The following is a 14789-nucleotide window of genomic DNA, read 5'->3' as shown; positions in this document are numbered from 1 at the left end:
CGGGAGACCGTGGACCGCACCCGCGACGACGTTCCGGCCGGGCGGGGCGCGCCGCCCCTGCCCGGCGGGGACGGCACCGGGCAGGCGCGACCGCCGGAGGTCGCCGTCTCCGAGGAGACGCGCTCTCCGCTCTTTCTCGATTCCTACTTGATGGCCTCAAGCTTCGGGACGATCTGGTCGATGGCGTACGGGATGCTCAGCACGGTGTTGAAGGACAGTGCGGCGCCGATGTCCGGGTTGTCGTACGGGAGGAACAGGTCCCGCTTCTCCCGGTGGACCTTGGTCTTCTTGTACAGCGGGTCGGCCTTCATGGCCTTCTCCGTGTCGGGAGTGCCCAGCCACACCGTCCGGTCGGCCTCCATGACGTCGACGCGCTCCGAGCTGAGGTCGGCGACGTCCTCCTTGCCCAGTGCCTTGCGGTACTTCTCGGAGGTCGTGAAGCCCATCTCCTCCAGGAAGATGACCTTCGGGTCCTTGGGCGAGAACGCGGAGAACTTGCCCGGCGCGTAGGGCTCGCCGACGGTGACCGTCTTGCCCTTCCACTCCGGGTGCTTGTCACGGACGGCCTTGAACCGCGCGTCGATGCCGGAGATCAGCTTCTGGGTCTCGCTGTCCTTGCCCAGCGCCTTGCCGATCTGCTTGGTCATGACGTCCCACGGTGCCTGGTAGTCCGCGTGCCCCTTGGGCTGCGCGACCACGTCGGCGATCTTGGACAGCGTCGCGTACTGCTCCTTCTTCATGCCCGAGTACTGAGCGATGATCAGGTCCGGCTGGAGAGCCGCGATCTTCTCCATGTTGAACTCGTCACGTTCGCCGACGATCTGCGGCTTCGTGGAACCCCACAGTTTCTTGGCCCACGGCCACTTGCCGTACGGGTCCTCCTTGAACCAGTCCACCGAACCGACCGGCTTGATACCGAGCGCCAGCACCGCGTCCTGGTCCGACAGACCGAGGGTGACGACCTTCTTCGGCTCCTCCTCGACCTTCGTGCTGCCGTACTTGTGCTCGACCGTGACCGGGAAGCCGGCGGACTTGGCGTCCGTCTTCCCGGACGACTTCGCGTCGTCTTCCTCGTTGTCGCTGCCGCAGGCGGTCAGCGCCAGCGCGGCTACGACGGCGACGGCCACGCGGGGGATGTTTCTGACGGTCCTCGTCAGCGCGGGGCGTGTACCAGTGGACACGGGCATTTCCTTTCACGGGGTTCACAGTGCGTCCCGCGCCCGTCCGGCGGGGACGGCTACCGGGCGGGCGCGATGATGTGGGGGGAAGTCTGGTTCGCTACAGGGACGAGCTGACCTCGTCGGCGGCGCTCAGGGGGCGGCCGGTCGTGGGCTCCTGGCCCCGGCCGACGATCGACTGAAGGATCTCGCCGACCCTGATCGCGGTGTTCGACAGCAGGGAGGACGTGATGCCGTGCGTGTGCTCGGTGCCTCCCTGCAGGTAGATCCCGCAGCGCAGTTCGGGGTCGGTCGCCACGCGGTAGTCGCGCTCGACGCGGACCCGCCCCTGATCGTCACGGTGGCAGTGTGCCCCCACATCGCCGAGGAGCCCGAGAGCGTCGGCGGGCCGGTAGCCGGTGGCGTAGACGACCACATCGGCGTCCAGCGGGGTCTTCTCCCCGGTGACCAGCGACTCGACCGTGGTACGGACCTTGTCCGGGGTCTCGACGACGTCGGTGAGCCGGGACACGTTGAGGAATCGCAGGCGCTCGGTGCCCAGGACCTTCTCCTGGTACGCCTGGCGGTACAGGCCGTCGATCAGGTCGATGTCCACCACGGCGTAGTTGGTGTTGCCGTGGTAGTCCATCAGCTTGCGCTTGATCTCGTCGGGGGCCGTGAAGTACTCGTCGACCGCTTGCGGGTCGAAGATCCGGTTGGCGAAGCTGCTGTCGTCGGCGGGGCTGTAGCCGTAACGGGAGAAGACGGCGCAGACCTCGGCCTCGGGGAAGCGGCGGTGCAGGAAGGCCACGTTCTCGGCGGCGCTCTGGCCGGCCCCGACCACGATGAACCGGGACGGCGGGACATCGGCGAGGTCGTCCACCCGCGCCAGCAGGTCCGAGTTGTGCCAGATCCGGTCCGTCCGGTCGATGCCTTCCGGCATCTGCGGCCGCAGCCCCGTGCCGACCACGAGGTTGCGCGCCCGGTGGACCACGACCTCCGACCCGGAACGGGCCGTCACGTCCAGGTACTCGACCACTCCGTCGCGTACGAACGGCCGCACGGCGACGACCTCGTGCCCGTAGGACACCATGTCGTCCACCTGGGCCGCGGCCCACTCGAAGTACTCGTGGAACTCCACCCGCAGCGGAAAAAGGCTCTTGCCGTTGACGAAGTCGACCAGCCGCCCCTTGCTCTGGAGGTAGCACAGGAAGCTGTACTCACTCGCCGGGTTGCGCAGCGTGACGAGATCCTTGAGGAAGGACACCTGCATGGTCGCGTCGTCGATCAGCATGCCGCGGTGCCAGCCGAAGCGCGGCTGGCGCTCGAAGAAGTGCGCGGTGACCGCCTCCTGCCTGTCGACGCGTGCGTTGTGCTCGCTGAGCGCTATCGCCATGGCCACATTGGACGGCCCGAAGCCTATGCCTATGAGGTCGTGGATCGGTGGTGCGTCGTCAGGAAGAGCCTGGGACATGTCACTCCCATCGTGCGGAACAGCCGCTTGTCAGGCGTACGGAAAACGAGAACAGAGCTCGCCGACGTCTGGCGGCCGAGCAGGACTTAGGTAAAGCTAACCTCACCTTACGAACCTGTCGATAGGGCAAAACGGGCAAGCGGCGGGCCATCGACGCAAACGCGGTCCGAAATGGCGCCCCGTTGCGCACTTAGGTAAGGCTTGCTTCACTTAGCGCCGGTCCATCACTGCTTCGAGGAGGAACCCCATGCGGGTCGTCATGTTCGGTTATCAGACCTGGGGCCACCGCACCCTGCAAGCTCTCCTTGACTCCGAGCACGACGTGGTGATGGTCGTGACCCATCCCAAGAGCGAGCACGCGTACGAGAAGATCTGGAGCGACTCGGTCGCCGACCTCGCCGAACAGCACGGCGTTCCCGTGCTGATCCGCAACCGCCCCGACGACGAGGAGCTGTTCGCCCGGCTCAAGGAAGCCGACCCGGACATCATCGTGGCCAACAACTGGCGGACGTGGATACCCCCGCGCATCTTCACCCTGCCCCGCCACGGCACGCTGAACGTGCACGACTCGCTGCTGCCGAAGTACGCGGGCTTCTCCCCGCTGATCTGGGCGCTGATCAACGGCGAGCGCGAAGTGGGCGTCACCGCGCACATGATGGACGACGAGCTCGACGCCGGTGACATCGTGGTGCAGCGCGCGGTGCCGGTCGGACCGACGGACACCACCACGGACCTGTTCCACAAGACGGTCGGCCTCATCGCCCCGGTCACCACCGAGGCGCTCGCCCTCATCGCGTCCGGGCACACCGACTTCACCAAGCAGGACCGGTCCCAGGCCAGCTTCTTCCACAAGCGGTCCGCCGAGGACATCCGCATCGACTGGAACTGGCCCGCCGAAGACCTCGGACGTCTCGTACGCGCCCAGTCCGCCCCGTATCCGAGCGCGTTCACCTACCACAAGGGCAAGCGTCTCGAAATCCTGTCCGCGGTGGTGTCGGAAGGCCGCTACGGCGGCACCCCCGGCCGCATCTTCTACCGCGAGGGCGACGGCGTGGTGATCGTCGCGGGAGCCGACGCCCGCACCGGCCGCAACCACGGCCTGGCCATCACGCGCGTACGCACCGAGAACGGCGAGGAGATGCCGGCGACCGACTACTTCGCCACGATGGGCGGCTACCTCACCAGCCGCCCCTGACGACCTCCTTGGCGATCTCCTGACAACCTCCTGACGATCTTCTTGACGACCTCCCTGACGATGAAGGAACGACCGGCCTCGCCGGAGCCCGGCGCGGCCGGGCCGGCCATCCCGTAGGCCCCCTGGGCGGGGCCCTTGCCCGTGCGTCGCGTACCGCGGGCGCGTCGTGGCTGGTCGCGCGGTTCCCCGCGCCCCTGACGGGGCACATCCCTGCCCTGCGCCATGGCATCGGGGATCGGCTGGTCATCGCCGCCGCGTGGATCATTCGGTCCGCGTGGTGGTGGTGCCGCGCGCTCTCCGGCTCCCTCGGCGGCTGCCGGAGCCTGTTCGTGCTCCTCGCTGCCTTTTCCTGTGCCCGCGGGGCTGGCCCGCGACCGCCGGAGACCGCCAGGATCGAGCGTCAGCCGCGTCGCACCCTTACCGCTCTGGCTTTCGAAGAGACTGGTCAGGGGGCTCGTTCGCCAACGTCACCAGGAGGTACCCGTGAAGATGCTGATCAACGTGCCGGACACCGTCGTCGATGACGCTCTGCGGGGAATGGCCGCCGCGCATCCCGAGCTGACCGTCGATGTCGAGAGCCGGGTGATCGTGCGGCGCGACGCGCCCGTCGGCGGGAAGGTCGCACTGATCTCGGGCGGGGGCTCGGGGCATGAGCCGATGCACGGGGGGTTCGTCGGGCCGGGGATGCTGGACGCGGCCTGCCCCGGCGAGGTGTTCACCTCTCCCGTGCCCGACCAGATGGTGAAGGCCGCTGCCGCCGTGGACAGCGGCAAGGGCGTGCTGTTCGTGGTGAAGAACTACACGGGCGACGTGCTGAACTTCGACATGGCCGCCGAACTCGCCGAAGACGAGGGCATCCAGGTCGCCAAGGTGCTCGTCAATGACGATGTGGCGGTCACCGACAGCCTCTACACGGCGGGGCGGCGCGGCACCGGGGCCACGCTGTTCGTGGAGAAGATCGCGGGCGCCGCCGCCGAGGAGGGCGCGCCACTGGAGCGCGTGGAGGCCATCGCCCGCCGGGTCAACGAGCGCACGCGGAGCTTCGGCGTCGCGCTCAGCGCCTGCTCCACGCCGTCCAAGGGCGGTCCCACCTTCGACCTGCCGCCCGGTGAGCTGGAGCTGGGGGTCGGCATCCACGGCGAGCCGGGCCGGGAGCGGCGCGCCATGATGACCTCCCGTGAGATCGCGGACTACGCCGTGCAGACGGTCCTGGACGACCTGCGGCCCGACAGCCCGGTGATCGCGCTCGTCAACGGGATGGGCGGGACACCGCTGCTTGAACTGTACGGCTTCAACGCCGAGGTGCAGCGGGTGCTGATCGAGCGCGATGTGCCGGTGGTGCGTACCCTCGTCGGCAACTACGTCACCTCCCTCGACATGGCGGGGTGCTCGGTGACGCTGTGCGAGGCCGATGAGGAGCTGCTGCGGCTGTGGGACGCGCCGGTGCGGACGGCGGCGCTCCGCTGGGGGTTGTGACGGCTCGTCGACCGGGCGCGGCGGCGGCCGGGTGCCGCCGCGCACGCTGCGTACGCTGACGGCAGCCGGGCTGACGTCAGACCGGTGAGAGTGATGAGATGGACGAGACCGATCGAAGGGACCCCACCGTGCCCGGCAGTGCATCCGCGTCCAGCAGCGACCCCTCCGCCACGACCGGAGCAGGCTCCGATGCCGTGCTCGACGCCGCGTTCTTCCACCGCTGGCTGACGGCGGCGGCCGCCGCCGTGGACCGCGAGGCGTCCCATCTCACCGACCTGGACTCGGCGATCGGCGACGCCGACCACGGCAGCAACCTCCAGCGCGGCTTCACCGCCGTCGCCGCCGCCCTCGACGCGGAGCCGCCCGCCACGCCGGGCGCGGTGCTCACCCTCGCCGGACGGCAGTTGATCTCCACGGTGGGTGGCGCCTCCGGCCCGCTCTACGGCACGCTGCTGCGCCGCACCGGCAAGGCCCTCGGTGACGTCGAGCGGGTCAGCGCGAGCGAACTGCGCGACGCGCTGCGCGCCGGAGTGGACGCCGTGGCGCAGCTCGGCGGTTCCGCTCAGGGCGACAAGACGATGCTGGACGCGCTGGTGCCCGCGGCCGACGCGGTGGGCGAGTCCTTCACGGCGGCGCGGACCGCCGCCGAGGACGGAGCGCGGGCGACCATTCCACTGCGCGCCCGCAAGGGCCGGGCTAGTTATCTCGGCGATCGCAGCATCGGGCACCAGGACCCGGGCGCCACCTCCTCCGCGCTGCTCTTCGCCGCGCTCGCGGAGGTGGCCAAGTGAGCAGAGACCAGCCGGCGAACACCGGCGGCACGGGCGGCGGCAACAGTGACGGCAGCGGGGAGACCGAGGCGGGCAGCAGCGCCCAGCGGGGGCTCGTCGGCGTCGTGCTCGTCTCGCACAGCGGCCCGGTCGCCACGCACGTGGCCGAGTTGGCGCGGGGACTGGCCGGTGTGAAGTCGGCGCCGGTCGCCCCGGCGGGCGGCGCCCCGGACGGCGGTCTCGGTACCAGTTCCGAGCTGATCACCAAGGCCGCGCACGCCGTCGACGGCGGCGCGGGCGTCGCCATTCTGGTCGACCTGGGCAGCGCCGTCCTCACGGTCAAGGCGCTCCTCGCCGAGGGGGACGAACTGCCCCAGGGCACCCGGCTGGTGGACGCACCCTTCATCGAGGGAGCGGTGGCCGCCGTCGTCACCTCCATGGCGGGCGCGGGCCTGGAAGCGGTGGTGGCCGCGGCGGCCGAGGCGTACGACTACCGCAAGGTCTGAGCCGCGGCCCGCCACGTCGTTGCCGCCGTGGTGGGGCTGTCCCCACCACGAGGCAGGGGGGTGGCGGGATCGCCGGTGCCGGGCGGGCTGGTGAGACTGGAGGGTGGATCGGTCCCCCTGGTCGTCCACCACAGGAAGAGACCCGTATGTCCTCCCTCCCACGGCGCTCGTTGCTCGCCGCCGCGCCCGCCGTCGCCCTGGCCGCCATCGGGCGACCGGCCCAGGCCGGTACTCCCCCACGTCCCCCCGGCGGCGAAGGCGCCGTCATCGCGGCGCTCGCCCGTGCCTCGCACCCGCTGCGTTCGACCGAGCCGTCCGGCGGCTTCGGCGACCTGCGGCCGCTCGGCGCGGCGATCGGTGACGTCCCCGTGGTCGCGCTGGGCGAGGCGGTCCACGGCGCGCACGAGCTGTTCACGCTCAAGCACCGGGTCTTCCGGTACCTGGTCGAGGAGAAGGGCTTCACCACCTTCGCTCTGGAGGCGGGCTGGGGCGCCGGGCTGCGCGTCGACGCGTACGTACGGCACGGCACGGGCGATCCGCGCAGGATCATGGAGGAGGAGTTCGGGAACGGCAAGTGGCCCTGGAACGTACGGGAGTACCTGGATCTGATCACGTGGATGCGCGAGCACAACGTGCGCCGCCCGGGCACCCCGGTGCGGTTCATGGGGAACGACCTGGCGTATCCGCGGATCGACGACGCGCTGTTCGAGCACGTCCTGGGGTATGCCGGGCGGTGGTATCCGGCGCTGCGGCCGAGGCTCGAAGGGCTCTACCGGGAGGTGTGGGGGCACGCTGACGAGGCCGACTTCAGCGCGCTGCCGACCGCGGAGCGCGAACGGCTGGCGGGGCTGGCGCGGGAGGCGCTGCGCCTTCTGGAGGGCCTGCGCCCGGGGTCGGGACGAGTGCGGTACGCGTGGACCGTGCAGCACGCCCGGGTCATCGCCCAGACCGCCACGCTGCTGGCGTTCGACCTGAAGGACCCGGCCCGGATTCCGGAGGCGATGCGCTACCGCGATGAGCTGATGGCACGGAACACGGCATGGTGGCACCGGCAGACCGGGCACAAGGTCCTGCTGTCCGCGCACAACGGGCACACCGCCTACGAGACGTACGAACCCGTGCACTACCCCGTCACCCAGGGCGCGTATCTGCGGAAGCTGCTCGGTGACGACTACCTCAGCGTGGGGACGACCTTCGGGCACGGGGCCGCGACCGTGCCCGGTGACGACGGGCAGTGGCAGACCGAGAGGTTCGGCGCGCCCCGGGCGGGCAGCAGCGAGGAGATCCTGGACCGGGTGGGCCACGGGAGGCGGGACCGTGGCTTCCTCCTCGATGTGCGGAGCGCGCCGCCCGCCGCGCGTGAGTGGCTCCACCAGGTCCGCCCGACCCGCGACGTGGGGCCGCCCGGCGACCCGTACCGGCCGTACGCGCTGGCCGGTGGGCACAGCGTCCTGATCCACCTGCACGGCTTCCGGACCGCCCGACCCCTGTCGTAGCGACGCGAGCGGCCCGGCCGCCGGTCATCAGTTCGACGCGGGGGCGGGCTCGAACCAGGCGGGTCCCTCGTTCATCGCCAGCTTGATCCGGTCGACGGCGAACTGCTCCAGGTCCGGCAGGTTGTCCACCGGGAACCAGCCGACCTCAAGCGACTCGTCATCGTTGACCCGCGCGGTGCCGCCCACGGCGCGGCAGCGGAAGGTGGTGTCCATGAACTGGCAGACGTCGCCGTTCGGATACGTGACGGGTTGCAGCCCCTGCACCAGCACGACCCGCTCCGGGAAGCACCGCACGGCCGTCTCCTCGAACACCTCGCGCACAGCCGTCCGCGCGGGCTGCTCCCCCGGCTCGGGGATGCCGCCGATGATCGACCAGCGGCCGGTGTCCGCGCGGCGGGCCAGCAGCACCTGACCGTCGTCGTCGAAGACGATGGCGCTCACACCGGGCAGGAAAAGCAGCTGGTGACCGGCGCTGGCCCGCAGCTCGCGGATGAAGTCGGGGGTAGCCATGAGCCGAGCGTAAGCCTTCGCGCGGCGAGCCCGGCGCCAGGCCAGACACCAGCCCGGTCGGCCAGGGGCAGGTCCGGTGACACCACCACTGCGAGCCCGGAAGCCGCGCCTCCGTCCCCCCTGACGATCCGCGGCGCGCCGCGGCGAGCCGCCGTGGTCGGACATGATCCGCCGTGGCCCGCCGCGGTGCGTTGTGATCCACGGCGCGAGAGCCGTCCGCGTCGCCGCCCCCGCCCGGTGCACACCCGGCCGGAGCCGCGCCGGGCGCCGGAACCGGGGCCTCCGGGGGCGTACGTTTCGCACAGTTGCCGCATCGTTCCTGCGCAACATGTCCACAGCCTGGCAGGACAGGGGCTACGGTGTCCCAAAGTCCTTGCACGCAGGCGGTGTTCTTCCTGCCGAGCGGTGCCCGCATCGACTCGGGGGGTCGACGGGATGGTCTCTTCTGCCGTGCGCCCCGCTGTCGCGGCGCGCAGCACGCCCGATCTCGCGGGTGTCCTGATCCTCGGCTCCTGCGCCGCCTGGTCGCTGTTCAGCGCCGCTGGGCGCGCGGCGCGCCCGGAGGGGGTCCTGCTCGCCGTTCTCGCGGTGGCCGCCGGTTACGCGTGCGGCCGGATCGCCGGGGCGCTGCTGCCGGTGGCGACCGCCACGACGCTGGCCCTGACCGGGCTCGGCTTCATCCTCACGGCGCCCACCGGCGTGCCCGGTCACGCCGGTGTCATCACGGCTGAGGCGGCGCTCGCCACCGGCGCCGCCTGCTGCGCGGCCTGGGCGGCACCGGCCGCCGGAGCGCGCGTGGCGCTGCATCTGCTCGGCGCCGTCATCGTGGCCGCCACCTTCCTGTCGGAGGCGGCACCGGGCGGGCTGGCGGGGGCGGCTGTGCTGCTGTGTTCCCTGGCCGCCGCACGGATGCCGAACCGGCTGCTCGGTCTGGCCGGGCTCGCGCTCTGCGCGGTGCTCGCCGTGGGCGCCTCCTGGGCCACCGCCGAGCGCACGCTGCCCTCCGGGCTCACGGCCTCGCTCCAGGGCCAGCTCACCGAGCAGCGGGTGCGGCTGTGGCAGGACGCGATCGGCATCGCGCGGGACAGTCCGGTGCGCGGTGTGGGCCCCGACCGCTTCGGCGAGGTGAGCCCGACCGCCGGACAGGCCGCGGAACCGGACACCAGGGCCCACTCGGCGCCCCTTCAGCAGGCCGCCGAGCAGGGCATACCGGGCGTGGCGCTGCTGGCGGCCGCCTTCGGCTGGATGCTGTACGCGCTGTGGTGCTCCTCGCGCACCACCCAGGTCGCGCTGACGGCCGGGGCGGCGCTGACCGCGCTCGCCGTGGCCGCGACGGTCGGCAACGCGCTGAGCTTTCCCGAGGTGACGGCGGGCGCCGGGCTCCTGGCGGGGCTGGCCACCGCGCACCTGGTCAGCGAGGACGTGAGCGCCCGCAGGGGCTGCGCCGACGATCCCGGCTAGGCGGCCGTCCGGCCGATCAGGCGAGCCCGGCTCGGGCCGCGCACGGGGCCTCCCAGGCCGCCGGGCCCAGGGAGAGCAGCCCTGGCACAGCCCAGGGATACGCCCCGCCAGGGGCGCGGGGAACCGCGCGACCAGCCACAACGCACCCGCACTCCGCGACCCACGCACAGGGGCTCCCCGCAGCATGGTCCGCCGGACACGGCTTGGTGCCACCTGGCGCGCGAGCTAAGCCGGTGAGGGGCCGCCGCCCCGCAGGCCGAGGCGCGCGCGGATGACCCGTACCGCCGCCTCCGCGTCGTCGACGGTGACGGTGAAGATCCTGCCGTCCCCGAGCCGCAGCACCAGACCCTCACCTCGCCTGACCACCACCGCGGTGCCCTGGTCGGGCCGCCAGCGGTAGCCCCAGCCGCCCCACTGGCGCGGGGTGACGCGCGGCGCGAACTCGGCGGCGATCACCTGGGCGAGCGGGATGCGGCGCCGGGGCAGGCCGATGTGGCCGCAGCGTACTTCCAGCGCCTCCTCGTCGACACGGACGGCCACATGCACGAAGGCCAGCGTGCCGAACAGCATCAGGACCCCGGCGGCCACGCAGCCGATCACGGACATCAGCAACGGGGCGAGACCGGAGGTCCAGGCGGAGTCCACGGCCAGCTCGATGCCGAGCGCCATGCAGGCGGCACCGGCGGCCGCCAGCGCCCACTGCAAACGGTTGGTCGCACGCCCGGTCCAGACGGCGGGGAGTGGCTCGGCCGCCCCCGGCTTCTTGTCCTCGGGGAGGTCCCTCATGTGGGCAGCCTACCGACGTTCGGCCCTGTCGGCAGTGACGCGCGCCAGCAGGGGCCGCACCTCGGAACGGGCCGGAACGAGCCGGTCCGCTCGCTCACCGGCTCCGCGCGGAGCCGTCCGGCCGGCCGGGGCTCAGCTGGGGGCGGCGGCCAGCGCGAGCCGACGGCCCTCGGCGTAGGTCAGTGCGGCGGCCGGGAGGGCGGACTCGCGACCGCTGAGCAGGACGGTGAGGGTGCCGGTCGGGGCGGCGTCAGGGGCGGGCAGCGCACCGACGCGGCGCAGGGCCTGCGCGGCCACCGCCTCGGCCGACCTGAAGAGGACGACGGGCGGCGCGCCCTCGGGCTGGACGGCGGCCCGGATGCGTTCGGCGACCAGCTCGTAGTGGGTGCAGCCGAGGGCGACGGCTCGTACGCCCGTCGGAGTGAGGGCGGCCGCCGCCGCCACCGCCGCGTCGATGGCCGCCTCGTCGGCGTACTGCACGGCGTCGGCGAGGCCGGGGCAGGGCACCCCGGTGACGGCGGCGTCTCCCGCGAAGTCCCTGATCAGCTGGCTCTGGTACGGGCTGCCGGTGGTGGCGGGGGTGGCCCAGATGGCCACGGTGCCACCGCCGGCCGCGGCCGGCTTGATCGCCGGTACGGTGCCGATGACCGGCAGCGCCGGTTCCAGTTCGGCGCGCAGCGCGGGCAGCGCGTGGACGGAGGCGGTGTTGCAGGCGACGATCAGCGCGTCGGGGCGGTGCGCGGCGGCTGCCCGGGCGCAGGCCAGGGCGTGCGCGATGACGTAGGCGGGCGTACGCGGCCCCCAGGGCATGCCGTCGGGGTCGCTGGAGAGAACGAGATCGGCGTCGGGTCGCAGCCGGTGGACGGCGGCGGCTGCCGCCAGCAGGCCAAGGCCGGAGTCCATGAGCGCGATCTTCACTGGCGTCCGCCTCGCAATGCAGGTCCATCCCCTCAGCGAGCCCGGCCGCGCCACTTCCGGCGTCGGCTCTCCGGGCAGGTGCGGCGCTCGTCGCGAGCACGGCACCCGGTCACTTTAGTCGATCGCGCGTACGGAACCGGAGGCGGCCACCCGGCGGCGGGGCGTGCGTGCCGCCTCAGCGGGCGCTCCGTTCCCCCGCGCCACAGCGGGGGGGCGGCCCGCGTGGCCCGTCCGCCCCTGGCCTCCGGGTGCCGACGGCGCACGACGCACGTGAATGCGGCCAATGCCTCCGCAACGGGCGCCCGCTGGGGCAGACTGCGGCGGATGAGCCCGCTTACCTGGATCGCCCTCGTCTCGCTGGTCGCCTGGGGATGGCTGCTGCTGGGCCACGGATTCTTCTGGCGTACGGATGTCCGGCTGCCGCCGCGTACCGCGCCGGAACCCGAACCGGACCAGTGGCCCACCGTGGCCGTCATCGTGCCCGCGCGCGATGAGGCGGCGGTGCTGCCGACGAGCCTGCCGTCGCTGCTTGAGCAGGACTACCCGGGGCAGGCCGTGGTCTTCCTGATCGACGACGGGAGCGCGGACGGCACCGGCAAGGTCGCCCGCGAGCTGTCCGCCGACTGCGGGGGCCTCCCGCTGATCGTGGCGGCGCCGGGCGAACCGGAGCCCGGCTGGACCGGCAAGCTGTGGGCCGTACGGCACGGCATGGCGCTGGCCAAGGCCCGGCTGGAGCCGGAGTACCTGCTGCTGACCGACGCGGATATCGCCCACGAACCGGACAGCCTGCGGGAGTTGGTCGGCGCCGCCCGGTCCCACGACCTCGACCTGGTCTCGCAGATGGCGCGGTTGCGGGTGGCGACGGGCTGGGAGCGGCTGATCGTCCCCGCGTTCGTCTACTTCTTCGCGCAGCTGTACCCGTTCCGCCGGGTCAACCGGGCGGGGGCGCGGACAGCGGCCGCCGCCGGTGGCTGCGTACTGCTGCGCCGTACGGCGGCCGAGCGGGCACAGGTCCCCGAAAGCATCCGGCAGGCGGTGATCGACGATGTGGCCCTGGCCCGGGCGGTGAAGGCCGCGGCCCCCGAGGGTGGCGACGCGCCGCGCACCCGCTGGCGGCGGCAGCGGCGGGACGGGCGGATCTGGCTGGGCCTCGCCGACCGGGTGGACAGCGTGCGGCCGTATCCGCGGCTGGCCCAGCTGTGGCAGATGGTGGCCCGCAGCGCCTACGCGCAGCTGCGCTACCAGCCCCTGCTGCTCGTCGCGACCGTCGCCGGCCTCGCGGTGCTCTACTTCGCTCCCCCGGTGGCGGTGTGCGCCGGGGCGCTGAGGGGGGATCAGGCGCTGCTGCTCACCGGCGCGGCGGCGTGGGCGATCATGACCGGCACGTATGTGCCGATGCTGCGCTACTACCGGCAGTCGCTGTTGCTGGCGCCGCTGTTGCCGGGCATCGCGGCGCTCTATCTGCTGATGACGCTCGACTCGGCGGTGCGGCATTACCAGGGGCGCGGCGCGGCCTGGAAGGGGCGTACGTACTCCCGTCCCAAGGCCGCGCCGTGAGCACGCGCCGGCACACCGACCGGCGCCCCGCGCGCTCGCGCGCCGGGCGTTACTTGCGGCCGGGCGTCCAGTTCATGCCCCAGCCGTACGCCCGGTCCAGGGTGCGCTGCGGGCTGACGCCCCGGTCCGGCACCAGGTAGCGGGCCTCGCGCTGGATGACGAAGTCGTTGCCGGTGTTGGTGATCAGCGCGAGGGCGCACACGTTGGACGGCACCGTGCACTCGTCGAGCGAGAAGTCGACCGGCGCCCCGTTCTGCGGGGTGAGCGTGACGGTGGCGTTCAGGTTCGCGAAGCTGCGGGCGCCCTCGTAGATGGTGACGAAGACGAGAATCCGCCGGAACGCCGACGTGTGGTCGAGGTTGATCGTCAGGTTCTCACCCGAGGCGCGCGCGCCGGTGCGGTCGTCCGCGTCGAGGTGGATGAACGGCGGCTGGTGCAAGGCGCCGAAGGAGTTGCCGAGCGCCTGCACGACGCCCTTCTGGCCGTCGGAGAGCTCGAAGAACGCGCCGAGGTCCAGGTCGAGGTCGGAGTGCAGGGCCATGGCCTTGCCGAGCTTCTGGCCCCAGCTCTTGAACTGCTTGTGCACCTGCCAGTTCAGGTTGACCCGCATCCCACCCGAGGTGCCGCCTTGCTTGGTCAGCGAGACGGAGGGCGCTTCCTTGGTCAGCGTGACCTTGGTGAGGCGCACGGGGGCGGCGGGAGCCGCCGGAGCCGCGGGCGGCGGCGGGGGCGGGGGAGCCATCGCGGCGGCGGGCGGGGGCGGCGGCGCGGCGGGAGCGGCGGGCGGCGGCGGTGCGGTCACCGGGGTGGGCGCGGGCGGGGCGGCCGGGGCGGCGGCCTGCGGGGCCTCGTCGACGGAGATGCCGTAGTCGGTGGCGAGCCCGGCGAGGCCGCTGCTGTAGCCCTGGCCCACCGCGCGGAACTTCCAGGCGCCCTGCCTGCGGTACAGCTCGCCGAGCACGAACGCCGTCTCCACGGAGGCGTCGTGGCTGTCGAAGCGGGCGATTTCCGCGCCGCCTGCCGCGTCCAGCACGCGGATGTGCAGCCCGGGGACCTGACCGAAGGTTCCGCCGTCAGCGGAAGCCGCGAGGACGATGGTCTCGATCGCGGGCTCCACCTGGCCCAGGTTCACCGACAGCGCGTCGGTCACCTGGGGCCCGGTCTGCTTGCCCTCGTACCGCACGGAGCCGGAGCTGTGGGTCGCCTGGTTGTAGAAGACGAAGTCCGCGTCGGAGCGGACCTTCCCTCCGGCCAGCAGCAGTGCCGACGCGTCCACGTCGGGAACTCCCGCTCCGCCGGTCCAGCCGAGTTCGACCCGTACTGCCGGGGCGGGGACGGGCACGTTGGTGCCCTTGCTCATTGTCATGTTTCTTCCCCCTGTGTCCTTTCACTTGCCGGGTTCCTGACCAACCGCCGGTAACCCGTCCGGATCGCGCTCTTTACAGGATCTCAACGTACCCCGGCGACCGATTTTCCCGAATTG

13 protein-coding genes are annotated in these 14789 nt (G+C 72.2%); 7 read left to right on the top strand and 6 right to left on the bottom strand.

The window, feature by feature from the left end:
• Positions 1-143: 143 nt before the first annotated feature.
• Positions 144-1187: an iron-siderophore ABC transporter substrate-binding protein gene (locus tag AC5P1B_RS07330; protein WP_493885724.1), complete on the bottom strand. Its 1044-nt coding sequence runs from the start codon at positions 1185-1187 to the stop codon at positions 144-146.
• A gap of 91 nt (positions 1188-1278) precedes the next feature.
• Positions 1279-2631, bottom strand: a complete 1353-nt coding sequence (locus AC5P1B_RS07325; protein ID WP_493885723.1) for a lysine N(6)-hydroxylase/L-ornithine N(5)-oxygenase family protein — start codon at positions 2629-2631, stop codon at positions 1279-1281.
• A 247-nt stretch (positions 2632-2878) separates the two neighbouring features.
• Between AC5P1B_RS07325 and AC5P1B_RS07320 the strand changes: the two genes are divergently transcribed.
• The 5 genes from AC5P1B_RS07320 (at position 2879) to AC5P1B_RS07300 (ending at position 8074) form a co-directional block, all read left to right on the top strand.
• The gene (locus AC5P1B_RS07320) at positions 2879-3826 is read left to right on the top strand and encodes a methionyl-tRNA formyltransferase (protein ID WP_493885722.1); all 948 of its coding nucleotides are present in this window, start codon (positions 2879-2881) and stop codon (positions 3824-3826) included.
• Between the two features lie 483 nt (positions 3827-4309).
• Complete coding sequence (gene dhaK / locus AC5P1B_RS07315) at positions 4310-5302, top strand: dihydroxyacetone kinase subunit DhaK (protein WP_493885721.1); 993 nt, start codon at positions 4310-4312, stop codon at positions 5300-5302.
• Between the two features lie 194 nt (positions 5303-5496).
• Entirely contained in the window at positions 5497-6093 is a 597-nt protein-coding gene (gene dhaL, locus AC5P1B_RS07310) for a dihydroxyacetone kinase subunit DhaL (protein WP_493885817.1), read from the top strand.
• Positions 6094-6197: 104 nt separating this feature from the next.
• Complete coding sequence (locus AC5P1B_RS07305; RefSeq protein ID WP_493885816.1) at positions 6198-6578, top strand: PTS-dependent dihydroxyacetone kinase phosphotransferase subunit DhaM; 381 nt, start codon at positions 6198-6200, stop codon at positions 6576-6578.
• 146 nt (positions 6579-6724) lie between these two features.
• Positions 6725-8074, top strand: a complete 1350-nt coding sequence (locus tag AC5P1B_RS07300) for an erythromycin esterase family protein (protein WP_493885720.1) — start codon at positions 6725-6727, stop codon at positions 8072-8074.
• A gap of 27 nt (positions 8075-8101) precedes the next feature.
• Here the strand turns inward: AC5P1B_RS07300 and AC5P1B_RS07295 are convergent, their stop codons facing one another.
• Positions 8102-8584, bottom strand: coding sequence for an NUDIX hydrolase (locus AC5P1B_RS07295; protein WP_493885719.1), 483 nt, complete (start codon positions 8582-8584; stop codon positions 8102-8104).
• 435 nt (positions 8585-9019) lie between these two features.
• Between AC5P1B_RS07295 and AC5P1B_RS07290 the strand changes: the two genes are divergently transcribed.
• Positions 9020-10045: an O-antigen ligase family protein gene (locus tag AC5P1B_RS07290; protein ID WP_493885718.1), complete on the top strand. Its 1026-nt coding sequence runs from the start codon at positions 9020-9022 to the stop codon at positions 10043-10045.
• 225 nt (positions 10046-10270) lie between these two features.
• On the opposite strand, the gene AC5P1B_RS07285 is transcribed toward AC5P1B_RS07290, so the two are convergent.
• Together AC5P1B_RS07285 and AC5P1B_RS07280 are read right to left on the bottom strand one after the other, a co-directional pair.
• Positions 10271-10831 (bottom strand): hypothetical protein, encoded by a 561-nt coding sequence (locus tag AC5P1B_RS07285; RefSeq protein WP_493885717.1) that lies wholly within the window; start codon positions 10829-10831, stop codon positions 10271-10273.
• A gap of 132 nt (positions 10832-10963) precedes the next feature.
• Positions 10964-11749, bottom strand: coding sequence for a glutamate racemase (locus tag AC5P1B_RS07280; RefSeq protein WP_493885716.1), 786 nt, complete (start codon positions 11747-11749; stop codon positions 10964-10966).
• A gap of 324 nt (positions 11750-12073) precedes the next feature.
• On the opposite strand from AC5P1B_RS07280, the gene AC5P1B_RS07275 reads away from it, so the two are divergent.
• Positions 12074-13306, top strand: coding sequence for a glycosyltransferase (locus AC5P1B_RS07275; RefSeq protein ID WP_493885715.1), 1233 nt, complete (start codon positions 12074-12076; stop codon positions 13304-13306).
• Between the two features lie 49 nt (positions 13307-13355).
• Here AC5P1B_RS07275 and AC5P1B_RS07270 read toward each other — a convergent pair whose 3' ends face one another.
• Positions 13356-14672 carry a TerD family protein gene (locus AC5P1B_RS07270; protein ID WP_493885714.1) on the bottom strand — a complete coding sequence of 439 codons (1317 nt, stop codon included), beginning with the start codon at positions 14670-14672 and terminating at the stop codon, positions 13356-13358.
• Between the last annotated feature and the right edge of the window lie 117 nt (positions 14673-14789).

It is taken from the genome of Streptomyces sp. A01, from assembly GCF_059026195.1.
Note: the sequence above shows the minus strand (reverse complement) of the source record. Positions and strands in the feature narration are given on the sequence as shown.

Excerpts from the sequence above, each read along its gene's own strand:
- AC5P1B_RS07330 (WP_493885724.1), bottom strand. The coding sequence starts at position 1,187 with ATGCCCGTGTCCACTGGTACACGCCCCGCGCTGACGAGGACCGTCAGA.
- AC5P1B_RS07325 (WP_493885723.1), bottom strand. The coding sequence starts at position 2,631 with ATGTCCCAGGCTCTTCCTGACGACGCACCACCGATCCACGACCTCATA.
- AC5P1B_RS07320 (WP_493885722.1), top strand. The coding sequence starts at position 2,879 with ATGCGGGTCGTCATGTTCGGTTATCAGACCTGGGGCCACCGCACCCTG.
- AC5P1B_RS07300 (WP_493885720.1), top strand. The coding sequence starts at position 6,725 with ATGTCCTCCCTCCCACGGCGCTCGTTGCTCGCCGCCGCGCCCGCCGTC.
- AC5P1B_RS07295 (WP_493885719.1), bottom strand. The coding sequence starts at position 8,584 with ATGGCTACCCCCGACTTCATCCGCGAGCTGCGGGCCAGCGCCGGTCAC.
- AC5P1B_RS07290 (WP_493885718.1), top strand. The coding sequence starts at position 9,020 with ATGGTCTCTTCTGCCGTGCGCCCCGCTGTCGCGGCGCGCAGCACGCCC.
- AC5P1B_RS07285 (WP_493885717.1), bottom strand. The coding sequence starts at position 10,831 with ATGAGGGACCTCCCCGAGGACAAGAAGCCGGGGGCGGCCGAGCCACTC.
- AC5P1B_RS07275 (WP_493885715.1), top strand. The coding sequence starts at position 12,074 with ATGAGCCCGCTTACCTGGATCGCCCTCGTCTCGCTGGTCGCCTGGGGA.
- AC5P1B_RS07270 (WP_493885714.1), bottom strand. The coding sequence starts at position 14,672 with ATGACAATGAGCAAGGGCACCAACGTGCCCGTCCCCGCCCCGGCAGTA.